Source organism: Paenibacillus agri, from assembly GCF_013359945.1.
In the GTDB taxonomy this organism is placed as follows: Bacteria; Bacillota; Bacilli; order Paenibacillales; family Paenibacillaceae; genus Paenibacillus_AQ; species Paenibacillus_AQ agri.
Genome location: NZ_JABWCS010000221.1, coordinates 14841 through 33049, shown reverse-complemented (window position 1 = coordinate 33049; position 18209 = coordinate 14841). Strand labels below are relative to the sequence as shown.

The following is an 18209-nucleotide window of genomic DNA, read 5'->3' as shown; positions in this document are numbered from 1 at the left end:
GAATCAGCACCTGCATCATCCCATCATTCGAGGAGGATTTCCATGGAACAATTACTAAAAAGAAGTGAAGTGCCTGCGGAGAACCGCTGGAAGCTTGAAGATATGTTTGCTTCGCAGAAAGACTGGGATGACGCTTACACCGAAACCAAAGGTCTCATTAAAAAGGCTGCCGACTTTCAGGGCAAGCTCGACACTCCTGGAGCACTGAAGGATTGCTTCGAACTGGATGACAAGCTCTCCCTGCTCACTGAAAGACTCTATGTCTATGCACATATGCGTCAGGATGAAGACACAGCTGATCCGGTCTATCAAGCCCTTTCCCAAAAAGCAAAGAAGCTTAGTGTAGAAGCCGGCGAGGCGCTTTCTTTTATCACACCGGAAATTCTGGCTCTGCCAGTCGAGAAGCTCGACCAGTTCATCGCTGATTCCGAGTTGTCCGATTACACCTTCACGCTCACGGAGATGAAGCGCCAGAAAGCGCATATTCTCACCAAAGCCGAGGAAGCACTGCTGGCCCAAGTGGGGAACCTGTCCCAGGCGCCGCAAAACATTTTTGGCATGCTGAACAACGCCGATCTTAAGTTCCCGAAGATTAAGGACGAGACCGGCAAAGAAGTAGAGTTGACGCATGGCAGCTATATTAAGTTCCTGGAAAGCCCAGACCGTGAGGTCCGTAAGAACGCTTTTAAAGCCGTGTACGAGACTTACGCCAAACAGAAAAATACAATTGCAGCCACGCTGAGTGCCAATGTGAACAAAAATGTGTTCTACTCACGCGTGCGCAAATATCCATCGGTGCTGGAAATGTCCCTCTACGGTGACAATATCCAAAAAGAGGTATACACCAATCTGATCGATACGATCCATGAGAGTCTGCCGCTGATGCACCGCTATATGAAGCTTCGCCAGAAGCTGCTTGGGGTTGACGAGCTACATATGTATGACTTGTTTGCTCCACTCGTGGACGAATACAAGCTGGACATTACCTTCGATGAAGCGAAGAAAATTACCAAAGAAGGCCTTAAGCCGCTAGGCGAGGACTATCTGAAGGTTCTTCAAGAAGGCTATGACAACGGCTGGATCGATGTCTACGAGAATGAGAACAAACGTACAGGTGCGTACAGCTGGGGAGCTTACGGCACTCACCCTTACGTGCTGCTGAACCATAACGACAACTTGAACAGTATGTTCACGCTGGCACATGAGATGGGTCACGCCCTTCATTCCTACTATTCGGACAATGCGCTGAAGTATCGGGATGCACAGTACACCATTTTCCTGGCGGAGGTTGCTTCCACTACCAACGAAGCGCTGCTGATGGATTATTTGCTTAATAAGTCCACAGATCCGAAGGAAAAAATGTACCTGCTCACCTACTATGCCGACCAGTTCCGTACGACTGTATTCCGGCAGACGATGTTTGCCGAATTCGAGAAGATTGTCCATGAACGCGCAGAAGCCGGTGAGTCCCTGACTCCGCAGGATCTGTCCGCTATCTACTATGACCTGAACGTGAAATACTACGGCAAGGACATGGTCGTTGACAAGGATATCGAGATGGAATGGGCACGTATTCCCCATTTCTACAACAGCTTCTACGTTTACAAATATGCCACAGGCTTCTCGGCAGCCACGAGCTTTGCGAAACAGATTCTGGAGGAAGGCAAACCGGCGGTGGACCGTTACCTCGGCTTCCTGAAGAGCGGGGGCAGCGATTACTCTATCAACATTCTGTCCAAAGCCGGTGTTGATATGTCCTCCCCTGCACCGATCCGTGAAGCGATGAGCGTGTTCGAAAGCGTGATTGAGCAGATGGAACAGTTGACCAAGTAAAAAAGAACGTTTAGTATAAAGTTAATCCCTTGCCCGGTCGCGGGCAGGGGATTTATACTGTAGCCCTTTAAGGAGGAATACCCTCATGAAATTACAATGGTCATTGATCGCGGGTCTGATCTTCGCGCTGCTTACCGCAGTTTTTGCGGTGATTAATGTCGATCCGGTACAGGTCAATTTCTTCTTCACTGTCGTCAGCATGCCGCTGATTCTCGTCATCTTGGGCTGCGCCCTGATCGGCGGGATTATCGTCGGGTCCTATGGCATTTTCCGTCAGTACAAGCTGCAGAAGCAGATTAAACAGCTGACCGCCGAACTGGCCAAGCTGCGTGAAAACAGCACGTCGCTGGATAGCTTCACGCTGAGCGATAAGAGTGTGTCAGCAGACAGCTCTACACAGGTGTAAAATACATAAGGGCATCGGCTTCTGCCGAGGGCCCTATTTTCCCATGAACTGGAGGCTTTAATCCATGCTTACGATTCAACCTAATGAAGAATACATTCTATCCATTCTTAAAAAATTACTCGATACTCCCAGCCCCAGCGGCTTTACCGCTGAGGTGATGAACCTTGTAGCCGAAGAGGCAGCTGCGCTGGATATCCCGTTGTCCTGGAATGAGAAGGGCGGCGTGGTCCTGACCGTTCCCGGCCTCGATCCTTCCCGTACGGTAGGCATTAGCGCACATGTGGACACTCTGGGCGCGATGGTCCGCTCCATTAAATCCAACGGCACCTTGCGCTTAACTTCTGTAGGCGGCTTTACGATGAATAGTATCGAGAACGAATACTGCATTATTCACACCCGCAGCGGCAAGACCTATACAGGCACGATCCTGACGAGTCACCCTTCCGTCCATGTCTATGCCGATGCACGCGACTTCAAGCGCCAGGAAGAGAACATGGAGGTCCGTATTGATGAACTGGTGTCTTCCAAGGATGATGTGCTTAAGCTCGGCATCTCCGTGGGAGATTTCATTTCCTTTGATGCCCGTGCGGTGATTACGCCTAGCGGCTATATCAAATCCCGTCACCTCGATGACAAGGCCAGTGTAGCCGCTCTGCTTGGTCTGCTGGAAAGCATCAAACGCGATGGCTGGAAGCCCCTGCATAATCTCTCCCTGCTGATCTCCAACTATGAAGAGGTTGGACACGGCGCCTCCTGGATTCCTGGCGAGATCAACGAGATGATCGCTGTAGATATGGGCGCCATGGGCGATGATCTGAGCTGTAAAGAGACGGATGTCTCCATCTGTGCGAAGGATTCTTCTGGCCCTTACGATTATGCTATGACCGGCCGCTTGATCGAGCTGTCTCAGGCTTTGGCCATCCCTTATGCCGTAGACATCTATCCGATGTATGGCTCTGATGCCTCCGCCGCGCTAAAAGGTGGCAACAATATCCGTGCAGCCCTGATCGGTCCGGGCGTACATGCTTCTCACTCCATGGAACGTACACATAAGCAGGCTGTCTTGAATACGACGAAGCTTCTTGCTGCTTATGTCGGAGCCAACTGAGAGCCTTGTCGTCCGTGAGGAACGGTTATGGAAACGCCGGCCCCGGCTGTTCTTTACCGTCCTTACGTTATCAATCGCTCTGATCGCCATTACCTGGATCTTGCTGGACAAAGAGGAAAAACGGGAGGTCTTTAACGGCCTCCCCCATTCCTACACGTACCGGGAGACCGAAAGTTCAGGCAAAGTGGCTTTGCACATGATGTCCCTCTCCCCTGAACGTGTAGTTCTCCGTTCCGCCGGTGTGCCGCTGCGGCAGATTGCCGCCTATGGAATCAACGGTGGCTTCTTCTATGGCAAGGATCTGTTGTCTATTGCCATTATGAATGACAATCCGGTCAGCGGCGCCAGGCATGATTACGGCTCAGGCTGGTTCAATGCCAAGTATGCCCGTGGCACCTTGGTCTGGGATGGTGCGAAGCGCCAGTTCTCAATCCAGGTGGTATCCAGCGGTGATGAACTGGTCGTCAGCGATCGCAATCATTATTTTGCCCAAGGCGGCATTAGCATGAACCTGGAGCACGAGGAGCATTGGGCAGTGACGGCGCAAAACGAACATTTGCCGTATGCCGATGAACAGCGGATGCGCTCAGGTATGATTTACAACAAGAATGGAGCGCTATGGCTGATCGTTACCCCGACACTTTGTACAGCAGAGGCGTTCCGGACAGCGATTCTGGAGAGCGTACCCGGAGAAGGCTGGGAAGGCATCTTTCTCGACGGGGACGGCTCGTCGCAGATGAATGCCGACGAGGTTGTCTTGACCGGTGATCAACGAGCGGTCGTGCAGATGATCGCCGTGTCGCGGGAATAGAAAGTCTTTATAGAATGGATTTAACGGGTGTATTTAAGAGTTGTTTTATGAGTTGATTTTATGAGCGTATCTGAAGAGCACATTTTAAAGAGTTATGTTGGCCGAGAACAGGGAAAGAGCCTATAAAAGGGACTCAACAAGACAACTCCACTCTCCGTATAGCTATACACACGTCATAGGGATTCCCGAAGTGAAATTAACAGCATTTTTGTACCCTAAATACGTTGGAACTAGGGGTTAGCGGGAATTAAGTGCAATATTGTACCTTAAATCTTCCAGAATACCCGCCAAGTGAGCTTTCTAGAGAAATTAAGATACAAAAATGCTCTTATTCCCCTTTTGTTCCTCTTTTTAATAAAATTAAGGTACAAAAATGCCTTTAGTTGAGGAGACGAACCCTCTTTCTCACTATAAAACGACTAGTGAAGGGGATGAGAGGTTTGCGTCCTAAAAACCCTAAGTTCATAGGAAAACGCCTGCTTTTCTGTGTGAATCTTACTCTCACTTCATATAAGTTAAAAGTTAAAATGTGCACCTCTGAGCCTCACTGAGTGAGGCCTTCAGCAACATGAAAAGAAGCTGACGTCCGTCACCGGCGTCAGCTTCTTTGTGCTGTGCATTAATCTTATCCATGCAATCTCTAATCACGGAATCCAAACTATACAGGAGCTCAATCCCAAATCTGCTCCAGCTTATCGGCATAAAAGGCAATAGCCTTGCTGTAGCTGCGGATTCCCTCGTCAGCTGAGGTGTCCGCGAGCTGCTCCAGAAGGATGCCCATCGCCTCGCTATGGTCCCCCAGATTATGCAGCGCCATCGCGTAGAATACCGGAAATTCCCGGCGATCCGGGAATTCAGCCATGCCTTGGGCCAGAATGGCCTTAGCACGCTCGTATTCGCCGAGCGTTCTGTAGGTGCTTCCCAGCCCAAGCAGCGCACCCGCCTGGTCCTCTGGCGGGAGACCTAGCGCTAGGCTTTTCTCGTAATAAGGTACTGCCGCTCGTTCCAGGCCCAGTACATCATGTGTCCAGGCCAGCTGATAATGCAGCCTGGCATGCTGCGGGTGACCTTCAAGCTGCTCTAACAGCAGCGTCCTGGCCTGCTCTGCCTGCCCAGCATTCCTGAGGGCCACAGCGGCTTCTATGATCGCCTCTACCACTAGCCCTCATCCTTTCCAGTTGCATAATCCGCTCTAGGATGAAGCATACAACATTAAACTTTGCCTGCTATCTTCTCTGCCAGCTCGTTAAGATACGTCCAGCGTTCCATTAGACGCTCCAATTCAGCCTCGCCTTGGCGCTGCTGTTCCACCAGCTCCTGCAGAAGCACAGAGTCGGCGAAGGCTGCTTCCATCTTCACACTGATATCGGCCAAATGCTGCTCTGCCAGCTCAATCTGCTCGTCAATGCCTTCAAACTCACGTTGTTCCTTGAACGTGAATTTGAGTTTTTCCTTGGCTTGAGGCGGTGCTGGATTTTCCGCTGCGGAGGCTTGGGGAGCACTGCGTTTTGCACCACCGGCACCGGCACCAGCATCACCTTTGCTCCCTGCCCCACTCCCCGGAGCGATATTCTTGGCAAGCCACTCTTCATATTCACTGTAGTCGCCAACATGAATCCGGATCTTGCCATTCTCAAAGGCGATAAGCTTGTCGATCGTCCGGTCCAGAAAGTACCGGTCATGGGATACTGTGAAGACTACACCCGGGAATTCATCCAGATAGTCTTCCAGAACCGCCAATGTACCAATATCAAGATCATTGGTTGGCTCGTCCAGCAGCAGCACATTCGGAGCTCCCATCAAGACACGCAGAAGATATAGCCGTCTCTTCTCCCCACCGGAGAGCTTGGAGATCGGGGTCCACTGCGCTGCCGGAGGGAACAGGAAGCGTTCCATCATCTGGGAAGCCGTAATGACGCTACCATCCGCTGTGCGGACCACCTCAGCCTCTTCCTTCACATACTCGATGGCTCGTAAGCTAAGATCCATATCCTGATGCTCTTGCGTGAAATAGCCGAGCTTTACTGTAACGCCCAATTGAACTTCACCGCTGTCCGGCTGCAATTTCCCGGCGATCAGGTTCAGCAGCGTGGACTTACCGCTACCGTTCGGCCCGACAATCCCCACTCGGTCCTGCGGAACAGCGATGTAGGTCAGATCGCTAATCAGCTGCCGTCCATCCAGTGATTTGGACAGCTCTTGAATTTCAATGATTTTACGCCCCAGCCGGGTCGAAGCTACTGACAGGTCAAGTGTACCGCTGGAGGCATTGCCCGTGGCCTCCTTGAGCTTCTCGAAGCGATCGATTCTGGCCTTCTGCTTCGTAGTACGCGCCTTCGCCCCGCGGCGAATCCAGGCCAATTCCGTGCGCAGCAGATTTTTACGCTTCTGCTCCTCTGACGCCTCCCGCTCTTCACGGTCAGCCTTCAGCTCCAGGAAGCGGGAATAATTCGCTTCATAGCGGAACAGCCGTCCACCATCCAGCTCCAGCATTACGCTGGCAACCCGGTCCAGGAAGTACCGATCATGCGTAATCATAAGCAGCGCGCCGCGCCGTTTCTGCAGATACTGCTCCAGCCAGGCTACGGAATCCGTATCGATATGGTTGGTAGGCTCATCTAGAATCAGCAGCTCTGACGGCGTGATTAGCGCTGCGGCAAGGGCTACACGCTTGCGCTGTCCGCCGGACAGATTCTCCATAAGAGCATCGAAGCGAGTAATACCGAGCTTGGTCAGAACACTCTTCGCTTCACTTTCAAGATGCCAGGCATCAGCAGCGTCAATAGCTTGGCCTATTACGGCCAGCTTGCGCTCTAGCGCAGTATTCCCAGGATCAGCTTCCAGTTGCGCCACGACATCCATATACTCACGGGTCGCAACTAGCGCCGGGTCCTCCCCGGCAAAGACCTGCTGAAGAACCGTATTACCGGGCTCGTAAGGCGGATTTTGGGCCAGAAATTGTACCCGCACATCGTTACCGATGGCGACTTGTCCTTCATCCGGTGTATCCAGACCGGCAATGATACGTAAAAATGTCGATTTCCCCGTACCGTTTACACCGACAATACCGATCTTATCCCGGTCATCCATCCCGAATGAAGCGTCTTTGAACAGAATTTTTTCGCCATAGCTTTTGGAGAGATGCTCCACGGTCATAATATTCATGCTTTATCCTCGCTTGCCTTAGTTTATATTTGAAGCTGATTACAATCTGGAGAAAACCGCCCGGAACCCGGACGGCCTTATCTTCTGGCGCTTCGTAATTTCCAGCGGGTACACTCCCAACGCCCCTCAGCTCGGTGGTGCTTCTGCTTCTGGTATATGTAGAGCGTTCATCGCCCCGTTAATGAACAGACCTGCGGCAAATAGCGACCGCTTGCGGGCATCGTCAGCCGTGAAATCCGGGTGGAACAGAATGTCCATCTTAAGTCTGTCCAGCATGCCAATGTAGGACTGCGCCATTAATTCCGGCTCCGTAGCTCCGCCTTCCAGCAGCACCTTCATGACTGCCTGCGTGTACTGCTCTATGAATTGAGTCATGTACGCCACGAGCTCCGGATTATTGTTAGGCGCCCGAAAGAACAGTTTCGTGTGCTGCTTGCGATCATAATAATAGAACAAGTGATGATCCGCTATAACCGCCAGCTTGCCGTTCAGGTTGTTCTCGGCACCCAGCTTCTCTTCCAGTTGCTTCAGAAAGCCTTCGCAGTCACGCTGTGTGACAGCCATGAACAGTTCTTCTTTGTTCTTGAAATAGAGATATATCGTTCCTTTGGCAATTCCCGCCTGCTCCGCTACCTGCGACATCTTCGTCTCGTAGAAACCGGCGGAGCCGAAAAGTCCGTAAGCAGCATCGAGAATGGACGTATGTTTATCATTGGATGCGCTGCCCAGGCAGTCCACCCCCTTACTGTATATTCACCAGGCAAGTCCAACCAGCAGAGCCACGATCCCGCCAACCGCCGAGCTGATGGCATTAACTGCATCATTGGTCATCCAGCGCCAACCACGGGCGTGTACGGCAGGAACGCCGCAGTGCTGCGGACTCTCTACCTCACGGCCGCAGACTGTGCAGCGATTCATCTGCTGTACAGTTGCACCGAGGAACGAGTCGGCAAAAGCTCCTGCAAGCCCGCCTAACAGCCCGGCTAGCACCAGCGTCCAGAAAGCCTGATCCGCCATTCCGGCACCCTTCTGAAGCAGCCATGAGCCTGCACCGATCAGGACACCCCCGGCACCAGCCGCCAGTGTTCCCAAGAGCGACACTCCGCCAGAGGCACCTGCAGGCAGCACTTTGCCCGTGAGCACGGAGCGTGGCTGCTTTTTGCTAAGCGTGCCAATCTCTGTAGCCCAAGTATCCGAGGTTACGGTAGCCATTACGCCGATGAACAGAAAGCTCCACAGTTCCAGCGGATACAAGGCATTCAGCAGCACAACCAGCATGCCGATCCCGCCATTGGCGAATACCTGCCCGGCATCGCGGCGGCCCGTCTTGGCATACGTCTCTTCCAGCTCTGCCTTGTTATCGTGCTTAAGCTTGGACAGCAAGCTTGAGGTAATAAAGAATAACAGCAGAACGCCAAACCAGAATGCGTTGCCTGCTCCAAAATAAATCGTGCCCATCAGCACTGCCGCCAGCATACCCGAGAGGCTCAGCGACTGTCTCCAATACGCGGCTCCGGCGACCAGCAGAGCACCACAGGCCCCGATTATAAGCTGCATGATTTCAACTCCTGCCACGATAGGGTTGCTTCCCGCACTAGCCGATCAGGCAGGTGCCGAGCAGCCTTTCTCCCCAATATAATTCAAAGGAATCACCAGTGACTGCTGGTCCTACACCCGCAGGGGTTCCGGTGAAGATTAGATCATTTTTGCCCAGCCCGTAGCGGGCAGCAATAAAGTCAACGATTTTCTGGAGGGAGAAAATCATATCCTTCACGTTGCCGCGCTGCACTTCATCACCATTTTTCAAAATCACAAAATCCGTAGCCTCCAGCTCATCCTGGTCGGGAAAAGCAATATACGGGGTCAATGGAGCCGAATTCTTGAAGCCCTTGGCTGCAGTCCACGGCAGACCTTTCTTCTTCAGGTCATTCTGCACATCACGCAACGTGAAGTCCAGTCCCAAGGCCATCACATCCACCAGTTCCTCCACACTCATTCCCGGCACATAATCACGTGCGATACGCAGGACAAGCTCGCCTTCAAAATGAACCTGACCGGCATCCTTCGGAAGCTGGATAATGGCTTTATCAAGAGGAACTGCCGCATGAGAGGGCTTCAGAAAGATCAGCGGCTCAGCCGGGACCTTGTTGCCCAGTTCTTCTGCATGTAGCAAGTAATTTCGTCCGACACAATACAGATTATTTATAGCCGCGCACATGGATAAATTCAGCTCTCTTTCCTGTTGATTGTTAAATTCATTTATTTTCCAATGAACGTATCGCCCCATAGATCAGGACGGTTCGTACAAATCATTATATCAGAATGCATGGCTGCCAAGCGACGCATCTCCCGTGCTTTATTCACTGTCCAGGCCATCACCTGGATACCTTGCTCCGCCAGCAGGCTGGCCATAAGCGGATTCAGTCGTGAAAAGCGGATGGAAAGGAAGGAACATTGCAGCTCCTGCAACTTCGAGACCGGGTCACCCGACCTGGAATCATAGATCAGCCCCGTTCTGAAACGGGGGTCCAGCGCCTTGATTCTCTGCAATGCCCCATGATCAAACGAAGTCAGGACAACCTCATCGCGCATATTGCGGGCGTTAACCTGATCGATGACCGCCTGCTCAAGACCGGGGTACATATCGTTTACGGTTTTGAGCTCAATGTTCAGGCGTAGCTTGCCCGACACCAGCGCCAGCACTTCATCCAGCGAAGGTACTTTCTCGCCACGAAAAGCCCTTCCTTTCCAGCCGCCAGCATCCAGCCGACGAATCCCCTCCCAGTTCATCTCCCTGACCTTACCGTGCCCGTTGGTGGTCCGATCCAGAGTGTAATCATGAATGACCACCGGTACGCCGTCCCGTGATAGCTGAACATCAATCTCCATCCAGCGCACAAAGGGGAGCTCTAGCGCCATCCGAACAGCGGCCAGCGTATTCTCCGGTGCCTTACCGGAAAATCCCCGGTGCGCCACACAAGGGTTCTTCATCCTTATCCCCCTCTAACCATTCACATCTGCAAGCGACCGCTATTTATGCAATTTTTCCAGTTCCGCGCTTAGCATTTATTATTTTACCTTCTGAGTCACTTTGCCGTCAGCACCAATCCGCACAAGACCGGAAGACAAGGACTCGATTCGCTTCAGGAGAATACCTCCTGCCACATCATTCATTGGGACAGGGCGGGCCAGCTCAGCATCCATCGGTTTGAGTTGCATCGAGCATTGCCCTTTGATATTACACTCAGCCTGAAAAACCGCTGTCTCCCAGGTAGTGGGGATGGAGCCTTTGGTGAAAATAAAATTACCCGTGCTGTAGGCAATCCATTTGCCTTTGTAAGGCTCTATGCCCTGCAGCACATGGGGATGTCCGCCAATGACGAGATCCGCTCCCGCATCTATAAAGCTATGGCCCAGCTTCTGCTGAACACTGTCATATTGATCCACACGTTCCTTACCCCAGTGCACAACTACAACCACCAGGTCCGCCTTCTTCTTGGCAGCAGCAATTGCTTGAAGTCCTTCTGCACTATCGTAGACAGAGGCGACACCCGGAGTGTTCGGCCCCGCCTTCCAATCCATGACCGGCATCACCCGTGTGAATCCCAGCAGCGCGATCTTGATACCATTGCGTTCAAAATATTGCGCGCTATACGCCTCCTTGCTATTGAGGCCTGCACCGACATGGGGAATACCTCGCTTATCCAGGTGAGCCATTGTATCTCTAAGGCCCTCCTGTCCCTGATCCAGGGTATGGTTATTAGCGAGATTCACAGCGTCAATGCCAGCTGCCTTCAGAGCGTCCAGTGCTTCAGGCGCACCTTTGAATACAAATTGTTTATTCTGAGCGCCAACTCCCCTGGTCGTGATCGGTGTCTCCAGGTTCACCACGGTAAGATCATCCTTCTTGAACATTCCGCCGAGCGCGGAATACGAATAATCATAACCTTTCTGCTTGAGCAGTTCTCCAGCTTTGCCGGAGAAGATCACATCCCCGGCAAAACTCATCTTAACCGTACGTTCCCCTGCCAGGCCTTCAGGCAGTCCTGCAATGAAATTACTGTCTTTGCCCTGCGCATCTCCCGTCTTGTTGTCAGAAGGGGTCTTACTGTCAGTTCCGTTCTTCCCTCCGGTGTCAGTAGGTGAGGAACTGTCCCCTGTGGAAGCCTGCCCTCCAGCCTTACCGTTGGTATCCCCGGCACCTGAAGCGTCTTCCGGGGTGCTGCCCGGTATCGGTGTTGCCGTTGGTGCCACTATTGCCGTTACCTCAGGTGTTGCTGTTACTTCAGGTTCTGGCGTTACTTCTGGTGTTGCCGTAACTTCGGGTGTGACTGCCGCTTCGTCTTCATTGTTCGGCGAGGCCGGCGGGTCACTCTCCTGCACCGCCGGATCCGGGGAAGGGGAGTCAGTAGCCTGTGCCACTAGAGGCGGTGAGGAAGATCTATAACCATGTTCGCTGGTAAAACCATAAGTCAATGCGGCGGTAATCATCAATAGTAAAATTACATTAATCCAAGCCCAGATGGTTCTACGACGACGTCTGTTCGGTTTATCTTTACGTCTGGCGCTTGATCGCGGCGAATACATGGGTACAATGGTTCTCCTTTGTGTTTAAAATTGTTTCTATTATACCATATCACGGGCTTGTCCCCGCAAATGGTAGAATTGCCAATTGCATTTAATAGGGCTGCTTTGAAGCTCAAAACCAAAATCAGCGGTTGATGCTTCAATCGATCGCTACAGTGCGGTGGGTTCTTACGATCACTGTTAAAGCCCGATTTCTTGATTGCATAAACAAACCTAGGTTGAAATCCGGCTTTAAAGGTGAACACTAACGTTTCTCCAGAATCCCTCCGATCCTCCGCTCAAACGCCCGCGTAATGTCAACATCTGATTTTTAGAGAGGAGCTTAATTAAGGTTCAAAAAAAAGGTGAGGCGTTAGAAGTACGCCTCACCTTTCTCAAATTCTATATAAATATAGAATTTATCAAAATAACAAATAAAGAAAAAAGATAGGTTATACCAACAAAATGTGATTAACGACATTTTTGTACCTTAAACACGCTGCTACAAGGGGTTGATGGAAATTAAGGACAATATTGTACCTTAAATCCTGCAGAATAACCCCTTTAAGCGTATTTTTCGGAAAATAAGATACAAAAATGTTTTTATTCCTCTTATTTGCCTATTCTAAGGAAATATAGGATACAAAAATGCTGTTAGTCGGGCAGGCAAACCAACTATTCCTTCAAAGCACCCGCAGCGGCTTCGGCCAAAAGCTTGGCCTGCTTGATGCAGTCCGGCATGCCAATACCGTCATATCCAGCACCGAAAGCATACACCCCGGGTAGACTCTCTGCCATCTCACTACGAAGCCGGGCAATCGCGGCCGGATGGCCTACCGGGTATTGCGGCATCGAATGCCGCAGACGGGTGATTTCTGTAAACAGAGGCTTCGCAGTAATGCCCATGATCTCACGCAGATCCTTGCGTACCAGTTCTGCCAATGCGTCGTCGGGCAGCTCTACATTCTGTTCATCACCGGAACGTCCGACATAGCACCGCAGCAGAACCTTGTCATCAGGGCTGGTATGCAGCCATTTGGATGAAGTCCAGGTACACGCCGTAATGTTACGACCTTCCTTACGCGGAACGAGAAAGCCGGAACCATCATACTCGCCGACTGTATCTTGCTTATTGAATGCCATGACCACATTTGCCACGGAGACATAGTTCACTGCATCCAGTGCTGATACATCGACATGCGGACGCAGCAGTTCTGCAGCGGCAAAATTTTGCGTCGTTACGTATATATCATCCGCTTGCAAACTCTCACCGTTATCTAACACAATTTCATAGCGGTGAGTACGATCAGACCCACTATGTACTTTAATGGAAGCTGCTGCAACTTCTGTGCGCTGCTCCACATCATGCAGTTCATGAATCAATCCGTGCACGAGGCTCTGTAGTCCCTTGGTGAAGGTCAAAAAGGCACTTTTCTTAGTTCCGGTATGCGTCTCAGCCGGCTTGCGCCCAGTGGTCATCCCGCGAATCAGGCTGCCGTACTGCCGCTCCACATCGCCGAACTGCGGAAAGGTCGCCTGCAGGCTGATCTTGCGCATGTCCCCCGCATAAATCCCGGCAAGCAGTGGCTCGGTCATGTTCTCCAGGACCTCTGTTCCAAGCCGGCGCTCAATTAGCGACCCAAGGGATTCATCCTCTTTGCTGCGCTTTGGCGGGAGGATAAAGTCCATCATTGCCCGAGCCTTACCGCTGAAGGATACGAGCCCGCTTTTCAGAAACGGTCCAATCTCTGTAGGAATACCGAGCACCAGGCCCGCCGGCATTGGATGAAGCTTGCCACGTTGCAAGATGTAGGTTTTCTTGGCATTGGGATTGGTGGTAACCAGTTCATGGTCAAGCTCCAGTTCCTTTGCCAGATCGCTCATCGCCGTTTTGCGGGCCAGGAAGGAATCCGGGCCTTTCTCGATGACGAAGCCATCCCGGTGCAAGGTCTCAATCTTGCCGCCTAACGTCTTATCCTTTTCGATCAATACGATATCGGGGATTACCCCAGCCTCTTTATAGAACTTGCGCACATAAAAAGCGGCGCTGAGGCCGCTCAGGCCTCCGCCGATAATGACGATCTTCCTGGGGGAAGCGGTCATGGCTGGGTCACCTTCATCTGGTTCACCTGGCTTAATACGACATCGCTCAGAACAGACATGTAAGCCGGATCGCTGTTCAGCGATTCAGTCCGCGTAAAACGCATATCCAGCTCGGCAGCGATTGCCGTTGCTTCGATATCAAGGTCATACAAGACCTCCAAATGATCAGACACGAAACCGATTGGTGCAGACAGCACGTATTCCACCTGTTCCTTGCTGAGATCGCGTAATGTGTCAAGGATATCCGGGCCCAGCCAAGGCTCAGCCGTGCGCCCTGCACTTTGCCATGTGAATTGCCATGAAGCCACACCTGCTTTGTCCGCGATGGCCTTGGATGTCTCCATCAACTGGTCAACATACGGATCACCCATGGCCAGGATGCGTTCCGGCAAGCTATGAGCGCTGAACAGAACACGGATCTCGTCACGTGCCGCCCCCGCCTCCACATACTGATCCATCTTGGCTGTCACTCTCCGGCTCAGCACATCTATAAGTTCAGGATGCATATGGTAACTCTCGACGAACGACATGTTAACGCCGCATTCCTCAGCCTTAGCCTGTGCCCGCTTGATATAGGTACCTACACTCATAACCGAATAGTGGGGCGCCAGCACAATCCCTACAGCTTGTGTAATGCCTGCCTTCGCCATCGCTTCCACGCCATCCTCAATAAACGGACGGGCATGCTTCAAACCCTGGTAACAGACGAATTCCAGATCGCGCCCGCCTTTATCCTCGTTCAACTTGGCCTCCAACGCCTCAACCTGACGGTCCGTGTTCTCTCTCAGTGGAAATACACCACCGACAATCGCTTCGTAACGATCCTTCAGTTCTTTGAGCTGTTCTGCTGACGGAGCATTGCCGCGACGAATATGCGTATAGTAAGCTTCTACATTATCCAGGCTTTCAGGAGTGCCGTACGACATGACTAAAACACCAATTTTTGTTGTCACGTTTTCCATCCCCTTTAGTAAGTTTTAGATCCGGTTGTTCGGGAACGTTATTTGCCAGCTCCCGCCAATACACCGGCCGAATACTCGTGAATATATTCTGTCAATTCCCTTAGCTTGTCCAGTGAAGCCTCGGGGAATAAGCCATGACCCAGGTTGAATACATAACCCGGCTCCAGCACACCTTCATCAATCAGGTCTTTGGCCCGCTCCTTGAGCAGATCCATTGGCGCGGTCAGCAGGTAAGGGTCCAGATTACCTTGTACTGAGAACTTGCCGCCCAGTCTACGCCGTCCTTCGGTCAGACTTACCCGCCAGTCCAGGCCGATGACATCAGCTTGAAGGCCTTGAAGGCTTGGCAGCAATTCACCCGAGCTCACGCCCGGGAAATAAATTTTCGGTACGTCCAAATCGGACAACTCGGCAAAAATGCGCTGAATCGTCGGCAGCACATAGATCTCGAAATCCCGAGGCGCCAAGGAGCCTACCCAGCTGTCAAACAACTGGAACGCCTTGCCACCGCTACGGACATGACTGCGCAAATAAGCAATGACCATATCGCCCAGTTTGTTCATCAGCTTTTCCCATACCTGGGGCTCACTGTACATCATCTCTTTAGTACGGATATAGCTCTTGGACGGTCTGCCTTCAATTAAATAACTGGCAATCGTAAAAGGTGCACCAGCAAACGTGATCAAAGGCACATCCAGTTCCTTCTCCAAAATAGAGATCGTTTCCAAAATGTGGCTTAGGTCGCCCTCAATGTCAATCGGCTTCAGCTTGTCCACATCAGCTGCGCTGCGGATCGGATTCTCGATCACCGGCCCGATGTTTTTGACAATGTCAAAGTCCACCCCGATGGAAGCCACAGGATTCATAATATCCGAATATAAAATCGCTGCGTCCACACCCAGCTTCTTCACAGGCATCATAGTAACTTCCGCGGCCAGCTCGGGCTGTCTGCAGATCTCGAGGAGCGAATATTTCTCCTTGATTTTACGGTAGTCGGGATCATAACGACCGGCCTGCCGCATGTACCATACGGGAACGTGTTCCGTGTTCTGCTTCCTGCAGGCACGGATAAAAGTATCATTGTAGGTCATGATAATATCTCCATAAGATTTAATAAAATCAAAAATTCACATATTACCTATTATGCCCTTTTTGCAGGGATGTAACAACCGCCACACCCCCAGCCGAATGACAATCCTATGACATTACTATGACAAGTGTTGCACCGGAGATGTCGAAAAATGTGATATACTGATAGAATGTCAATTTTTCGTGAATTTTTATTCCTATGATTTCCCTGAAAGGAAGTGAAGCACTTTGAAGAATTGGGAGACTTGGAAAGTCAATCTCATGGTGCTTTGGTTTGGACAATTTCTGGTCAACGCAGGCATGACGATGATCACACCATTTCTGACACTGTACCTTGCCAAGGATCTTGGCGTGCAGGGCGAACATTCGATCGGAATCTGGGCCGGCCTTATTTTTGCCGCCAATTTCCTGACCTCGTTTCTGTTTCAGCCCCTTTGGGGCAAGCTGGCCGACAAATACGGACGCAAAATCATGCTGCTGCGCTCCAGCTTCGGCATGGCGATTGTCATCGTGCTGATGGGCTTTGCCCAGACCCCAATGCAGCTGCTGCTACTGCGCCTGTTGAACGGTACGATTTCCGGGTTCAATCCCGCCTCCATCGCTCTCGTCTCCGGCACAACGCCGAAGAACCGCATGGGCTTTGCGATGGGCCTCATGCAGTCCGGTTCGGTGGCGGGTACTATTCTGGGGCCGCTGATCGGTGGTCTGCTGGCCGACTGGATTGGATTCCGCCCGATTTTTTATGTCGTAGGCGCATTGCTCTTTATCGCCTCATTACTGGCACTCTTCCTTGTTAAAGAAAAGTTCGACCGGCAGGAAGCCGCACATGTACCGCAGATTTCGGTGCTGGCTGGCTTGAAGGAGCTCACGAAGGTTCCTCAATTGCCTGCTTTGTTCGGTATTACGTTCCTGCTGCAGTTCGCCATGATCAGTCCCATGACGCTGCTGCCTTTGTATGTAGAGAAGCTGAATGGAACTGCCGTCAACATCGCCTTTTGGGCCGGTATGGTCAGCGCGGTCACTGGCGTATCGAATATGCTGGCGTCTCCTGTCCTGGGCAAGCTAAGTGACAAAATTGGAGCGCATCGCATTCTAACTTATGCCTTGATCGGAGCCGCTGTGTTCCTGATCCCGCAGGCTTTTGTAACGACTGTATGGCAACTGATCATCATCCGCTTTCTGATGGGTGTGTTCATGGGCGGACTGCTGCCCAGTGTCAACGCTCTTATCCGTACGTACACGCCTGACGGCAAGGAAAGCCGCGCCTTTGGCTTCAACAGCAGCACTCTAGCCCTTGGCAATATGCTGGGTGCTATGATCGGCGGCTTCCTGTCCGGGTATATCGGGATCGAGGGACTTTTCATCATTTCAGGCAGTCTGCTCCTGATCAATATGTTCTGGGTGCGGATTAGATTGTATAAACATACCACCCCGCGGCTGTTCCGTTGACGCTATTTAACGACTGCCAGGGCCAACCCGTCGTAAGCAGGCAGCAGTGTGCTGGTCAGCCGGTCATCACTGGCGATCATTTCATTGAAACGACGCATGGCCTGCACGGCAGGTCCGTTCTTCTCGGTGTTCAGCGTACGACCGCGCAGGAAGATGTTATCCCCGGCAATAATTGCTCCCGGCTGTGCCAGCCGGATGGCATATTCCAGATAGTTCGGGTAATTCTCCTTATCCGCATCGATGAAAAAGAAATCGAATGTGGCCCCCTCAGCCTCCAGCTGCTTGAGACTGTCAAGGGCCGGTCCTACTCTGTACTCTACTGCTTCGGACCCGAAACCGGCCTGTTCCAGATGACCACGCGCCAGCTCGGCATATTCGGCCTTTAGTTCCAGCGAAGTCAGCTTGCCGCCAGGCGCCAGCCCGCGGGACAGGCAGATCCCGCTGTAACCGCCAAGTGCGCCGATCTCCAGAATCCGCGATGACCGGGAGATGCTAACGAGCATGCCCAGCAGCCGTCCATAACCCGGAGCAATGGAAACCTCCGGCATCCCTGCGGCGACGATCGCTGTTTTGACATCCAGCAGCAATTGATCTTCTGTATATAGCTGTTCACTGTATTCTTCCTGATTAAGCATGTATAATCTCCTTTGATCGACTTGCCGATATCTCCTTAAGAGAGTCCGGTAAGTGTATTGTTTATTTTTTACGGAGTGACGG

The 18209-nt window shown here is 51.8% G+C and carries 16 protein-coding genes; 5 read left to right on the top strand and 11 right to left on the bottom strand.

Annotated elements, in window-relative coordinates; translation table 11 throughout:
* The first annotated feature begins 42 nt into the window (after window positions 1-42).
* From pepF to HPT30_RS26780, 4 genes are all read left to right on the top strand, one after another.
* Entirely contained in the window at window positions 43-1833 is a 1791-nt protein-coding gene (gene pepF, locus HPT30_RS26795) for an oligoendopeptidase F (protein WP_175374345.1), read from the top strand.
* 85 nt (window positions 1834-1918) lie between these two features.
* Entirely contained in the window at window positions 1919-2239 is a 321-nt protein-coding gene (locus HPT30_RS26790; RefSeq protein ID WP_175374344.1) for a LapA family protein, read from the top strand.
* Between the two features lie 64 nt (window positions 2240-2303).
* The gene (locus tag HPT30_RS26785; protein ID WP_175374343.1) at window positions 2304-3347 is read left to right on the top strand and encodes a M42 family metallopeptidase; all 1044 of its coding nucleotides are present in this window, start codon (window positions 2304-2306) and stop codon (window positions 3345-3347) included.
* Window positions 3331-4158, top strand: a complete 828-nt coding sequence (locus HPT30_RS26780; protein ID WP_175374342.1) for a hypothetical protein — start codon at window positions 3331-3333, stop codon at window positions 4156-4158. The genes HPT30_RS26785 and HPT30_RS26780 overlap by 17 nt, the downstream gene beginning before the upstream one ends.
* A gap of 670 nt (window positions 4159-4828) precedes the next feature.
* On the opposite strand, the gene HPT30_RS26775 is transcribed toward HPT30_RS26780, so the two are convergent.
* From HPT30_RS26775 to hemE, 10 genes are all read right to left on the bottom strand, one after another.
* Window positions 4829-5317, bottom strand: coding sequence for a tetratricopeptide repeat protein (locus HPT30_RS26775; protein WP_175374341.1), 489 nt, complete (start codon window positions 5315-5317; stop codon window positions 4829-4831).
* Between the two features lie 53 nt (window positions 5318-5370).
* Window positions 5371-7323, bottom strand: a complete 1953-nt coding sequence (locus tag HPT30_RS26770; protein WP_175374340.1) for an ABC-F family ATP-binding cassette domain-containing protein — start codon at window positions 7321-7323, stop codon at window positions 5371-5373.
* 126 nt (window positions 7324-7449) lie between these two features.
* Entirely contained in the window at window positions 7450-8061 is a 612-nt protein-coding gene (locus HPT30_RS26765; RefSeq protein ID WP_312876379.1) for a TetR/AcrR family transcriptional regulator, read from the bottom strand.
* 15 nt (window positions 8062-8076) lie between these two features.
* On the bottom strand, window positions 8077-8880 hold the full coding sequence (locus HPT30_RS26760; protein ID WP_175374339.1) for a DUF92 domain-containing protein: 804 nt from the start codon (window positions 8878-8880) through the stop codon (window positions 8077-8079).
* A gap of 37 nt (window positions 8881-8917) precedes the next feature.
* Window positions 8918-9541: a fumarylacetoacetate hydrolase family protein gene (locus tag HPT30_RS26755; protein WP_175374338.1), complete on the bottom strand. Its 624-nt coding sequence runs from the start codon at window positions 9539-9541 to the stop codon at window positions 8918-8920.
* A 41-nt stretch (window positions 9542-9582) separates the two neighbouring features.
* Window positions 9583-10314: a glycerophosphodiester phosphodiesterase gene (locus tag HPT30_RS26750; protein ID WP_175374337.1), complete on the bottom strand. Its 732-nt coding sequence runs from the start codon at window positions 10312-10314 to the stop codon at window positions 9583-9585.
* Window positions 10315-10392: 78 nt separating this feature from the next.
* Window positions 10393-11910, bottom strand: coding sequence for a CapA family protein (locus tag HPT30_RS26745; protein WP_175374336.1), 1518 nt, complete (start codon window positions 11908-11910; stop codon window positions 10393-10395).
* Window positions 11911-12564: 654 nt separating this feature from the next.
* Window positions 12565-13992, bottom strand: coding sequence for a protoporphyrinogen oxidase (gene hemG, locus HPT30_RS26740; protein ID WP_175374335.1), 1428 nt, complete (start codon window positions 13990-13992; stop codon window positions 12565-12567).
* Window positions 13989-14945 (bottom strand): ferrochelatase, encoded by a 957-nt coding sequence (gene hemH / locus HPT30_RS26735; protein WP_175374334.1) that lies wholly within the window; start codon window positions 14943-14945, stop codon window positions 13989-13991. The genes hemG and hemH overlap by 4 nt, the downstream gene beginning before the upstream one ends.
* A 47-nt stretch (window positions 14946-14992) precedes the next feature.
* Window positions 14993-16045, bottom strand: coding sequence for a uroporphyrinogen decarboxylase (gene hemE / locus HPT30_RS26730; protein WP_175374333.1), 1053 nt, complete (start codon window positions 16043-16045; stop codon window positions 14993-14995).
* A 226-nt stretch (window positions 16046-16271) separates the two neighbouring features.
* Between hemE and HPT30_RS26725 the strand changes: the two genes are divergently transcribed.
* Window positions 16272-17492 carry an MFS transporter gene (locus HPT30_RS26725; protein ID WP_175374332.1) on the top strand — a complete coding sequence of 407 codons (1221 nt, stop codon included), beginning with the start codon at window positions 16272-16274 and terminating at the stop codon, window positions 17490-17492.
* Window positions 17493-17494: 2 nt separating this feature from the next.
* Here HPT30_RS26725 and HPT30_RS26720 read toward each other — a convergent pair whose 3' ends face one another.
* Window positions 17495-18127 carry an O-methyltransferase gene (locus HPT30_RS26720; RefSeq protein WP_175374331.1) on the bottom strand — a complete coding sequence of 211 codons (633 nt, stop codon included), beginning with the start codon at window positions 18125-18127 and terminating at the stop codon, window positions 17495-17497.
* Window positions 18128-18209 lie beyond the last annotated feature (82 nt).

Coding starts and splice junctions, on each gene's coding strand:
- pepF (WP_175374345.1), top strand. CDS start 43: ATGGAACAATTACTAAAAAGAAGTGAAGTGCCTGCGGAGAACCGCTGG.
- HPT30_RS26790 (WP_175374344.1), top strand. CDS start 1,919: ATGAAATTACAATGGTCATTGATCGCGGGTCTGATCTTCGCGCTGCTT.
- HPT30_RS26785 (WP_175374343.1), top strand. CDS start 2,304: ATGCTTACGATTCAACCTAATGAAGAATACATTCTATCCATTCTTAAA.
- HPT30_RS26780 (WP_175374342.1), top strand. CDS start 3,331: ATGTCGGAGCCAACTGAGAGCCTTGTCGTCCGTGAGGAACGGTTATGG.
- HPT30_RS26770 (WP_175374340.1), bottom strand. CDS start 7,323: ATGAATATTATGACCGTGGAGCATCTCTCCAAAAGCTATGGCGAAAAA.
- HPT30_RS26760 (WP_175374339.1), bottom strand. CDS start 8,880: ATGCAGCTTATAATCGGGGCCTGTGGTGCTCTGCTGGTCGCCGGAGCC.
- HPT30_RS26755 (WP_175374338.1), bottom strand. CDS start 9,541: ATGTGCGCGGCTATAAATAATCTGTATTGTGTCGGACGAAATTACTTG.
- HPT30_RS26750 (WP_175374337.1), bottom strand. CDS start 10,314: ATGAAGAACCCTTGTGTGGCGCACCGGGGATTTTCCGGTAAGGCACCG.
- HPT30_RS26745 (WP_175374336.1), bottom strand. CDS start 11,910: ATGTATTCGCCGCGATCAAGCGCCAGACGTAAAGATAAACCGAACAGA.
- hemG (WP_175374335.1), bottom strand. CDS start 13,992: ATGACCGCTTCCCCCAGGAAGATCGTCATTATCGGCGGAGGCCTGAGC.
- hemE (WP_175374333.1), bottom strand. CDS start 16,045: ATGACCTACAATGATACTTTTATCCGTGCCTGCAGGAAGCAGAACACG.
- HPT30_RS26720 (WP_175374331.1), bottom strand. CDS start 18,127: ATGCTTAATCAGGAAGAATACAGTGAACAGCTATATACAGAAGATCAA.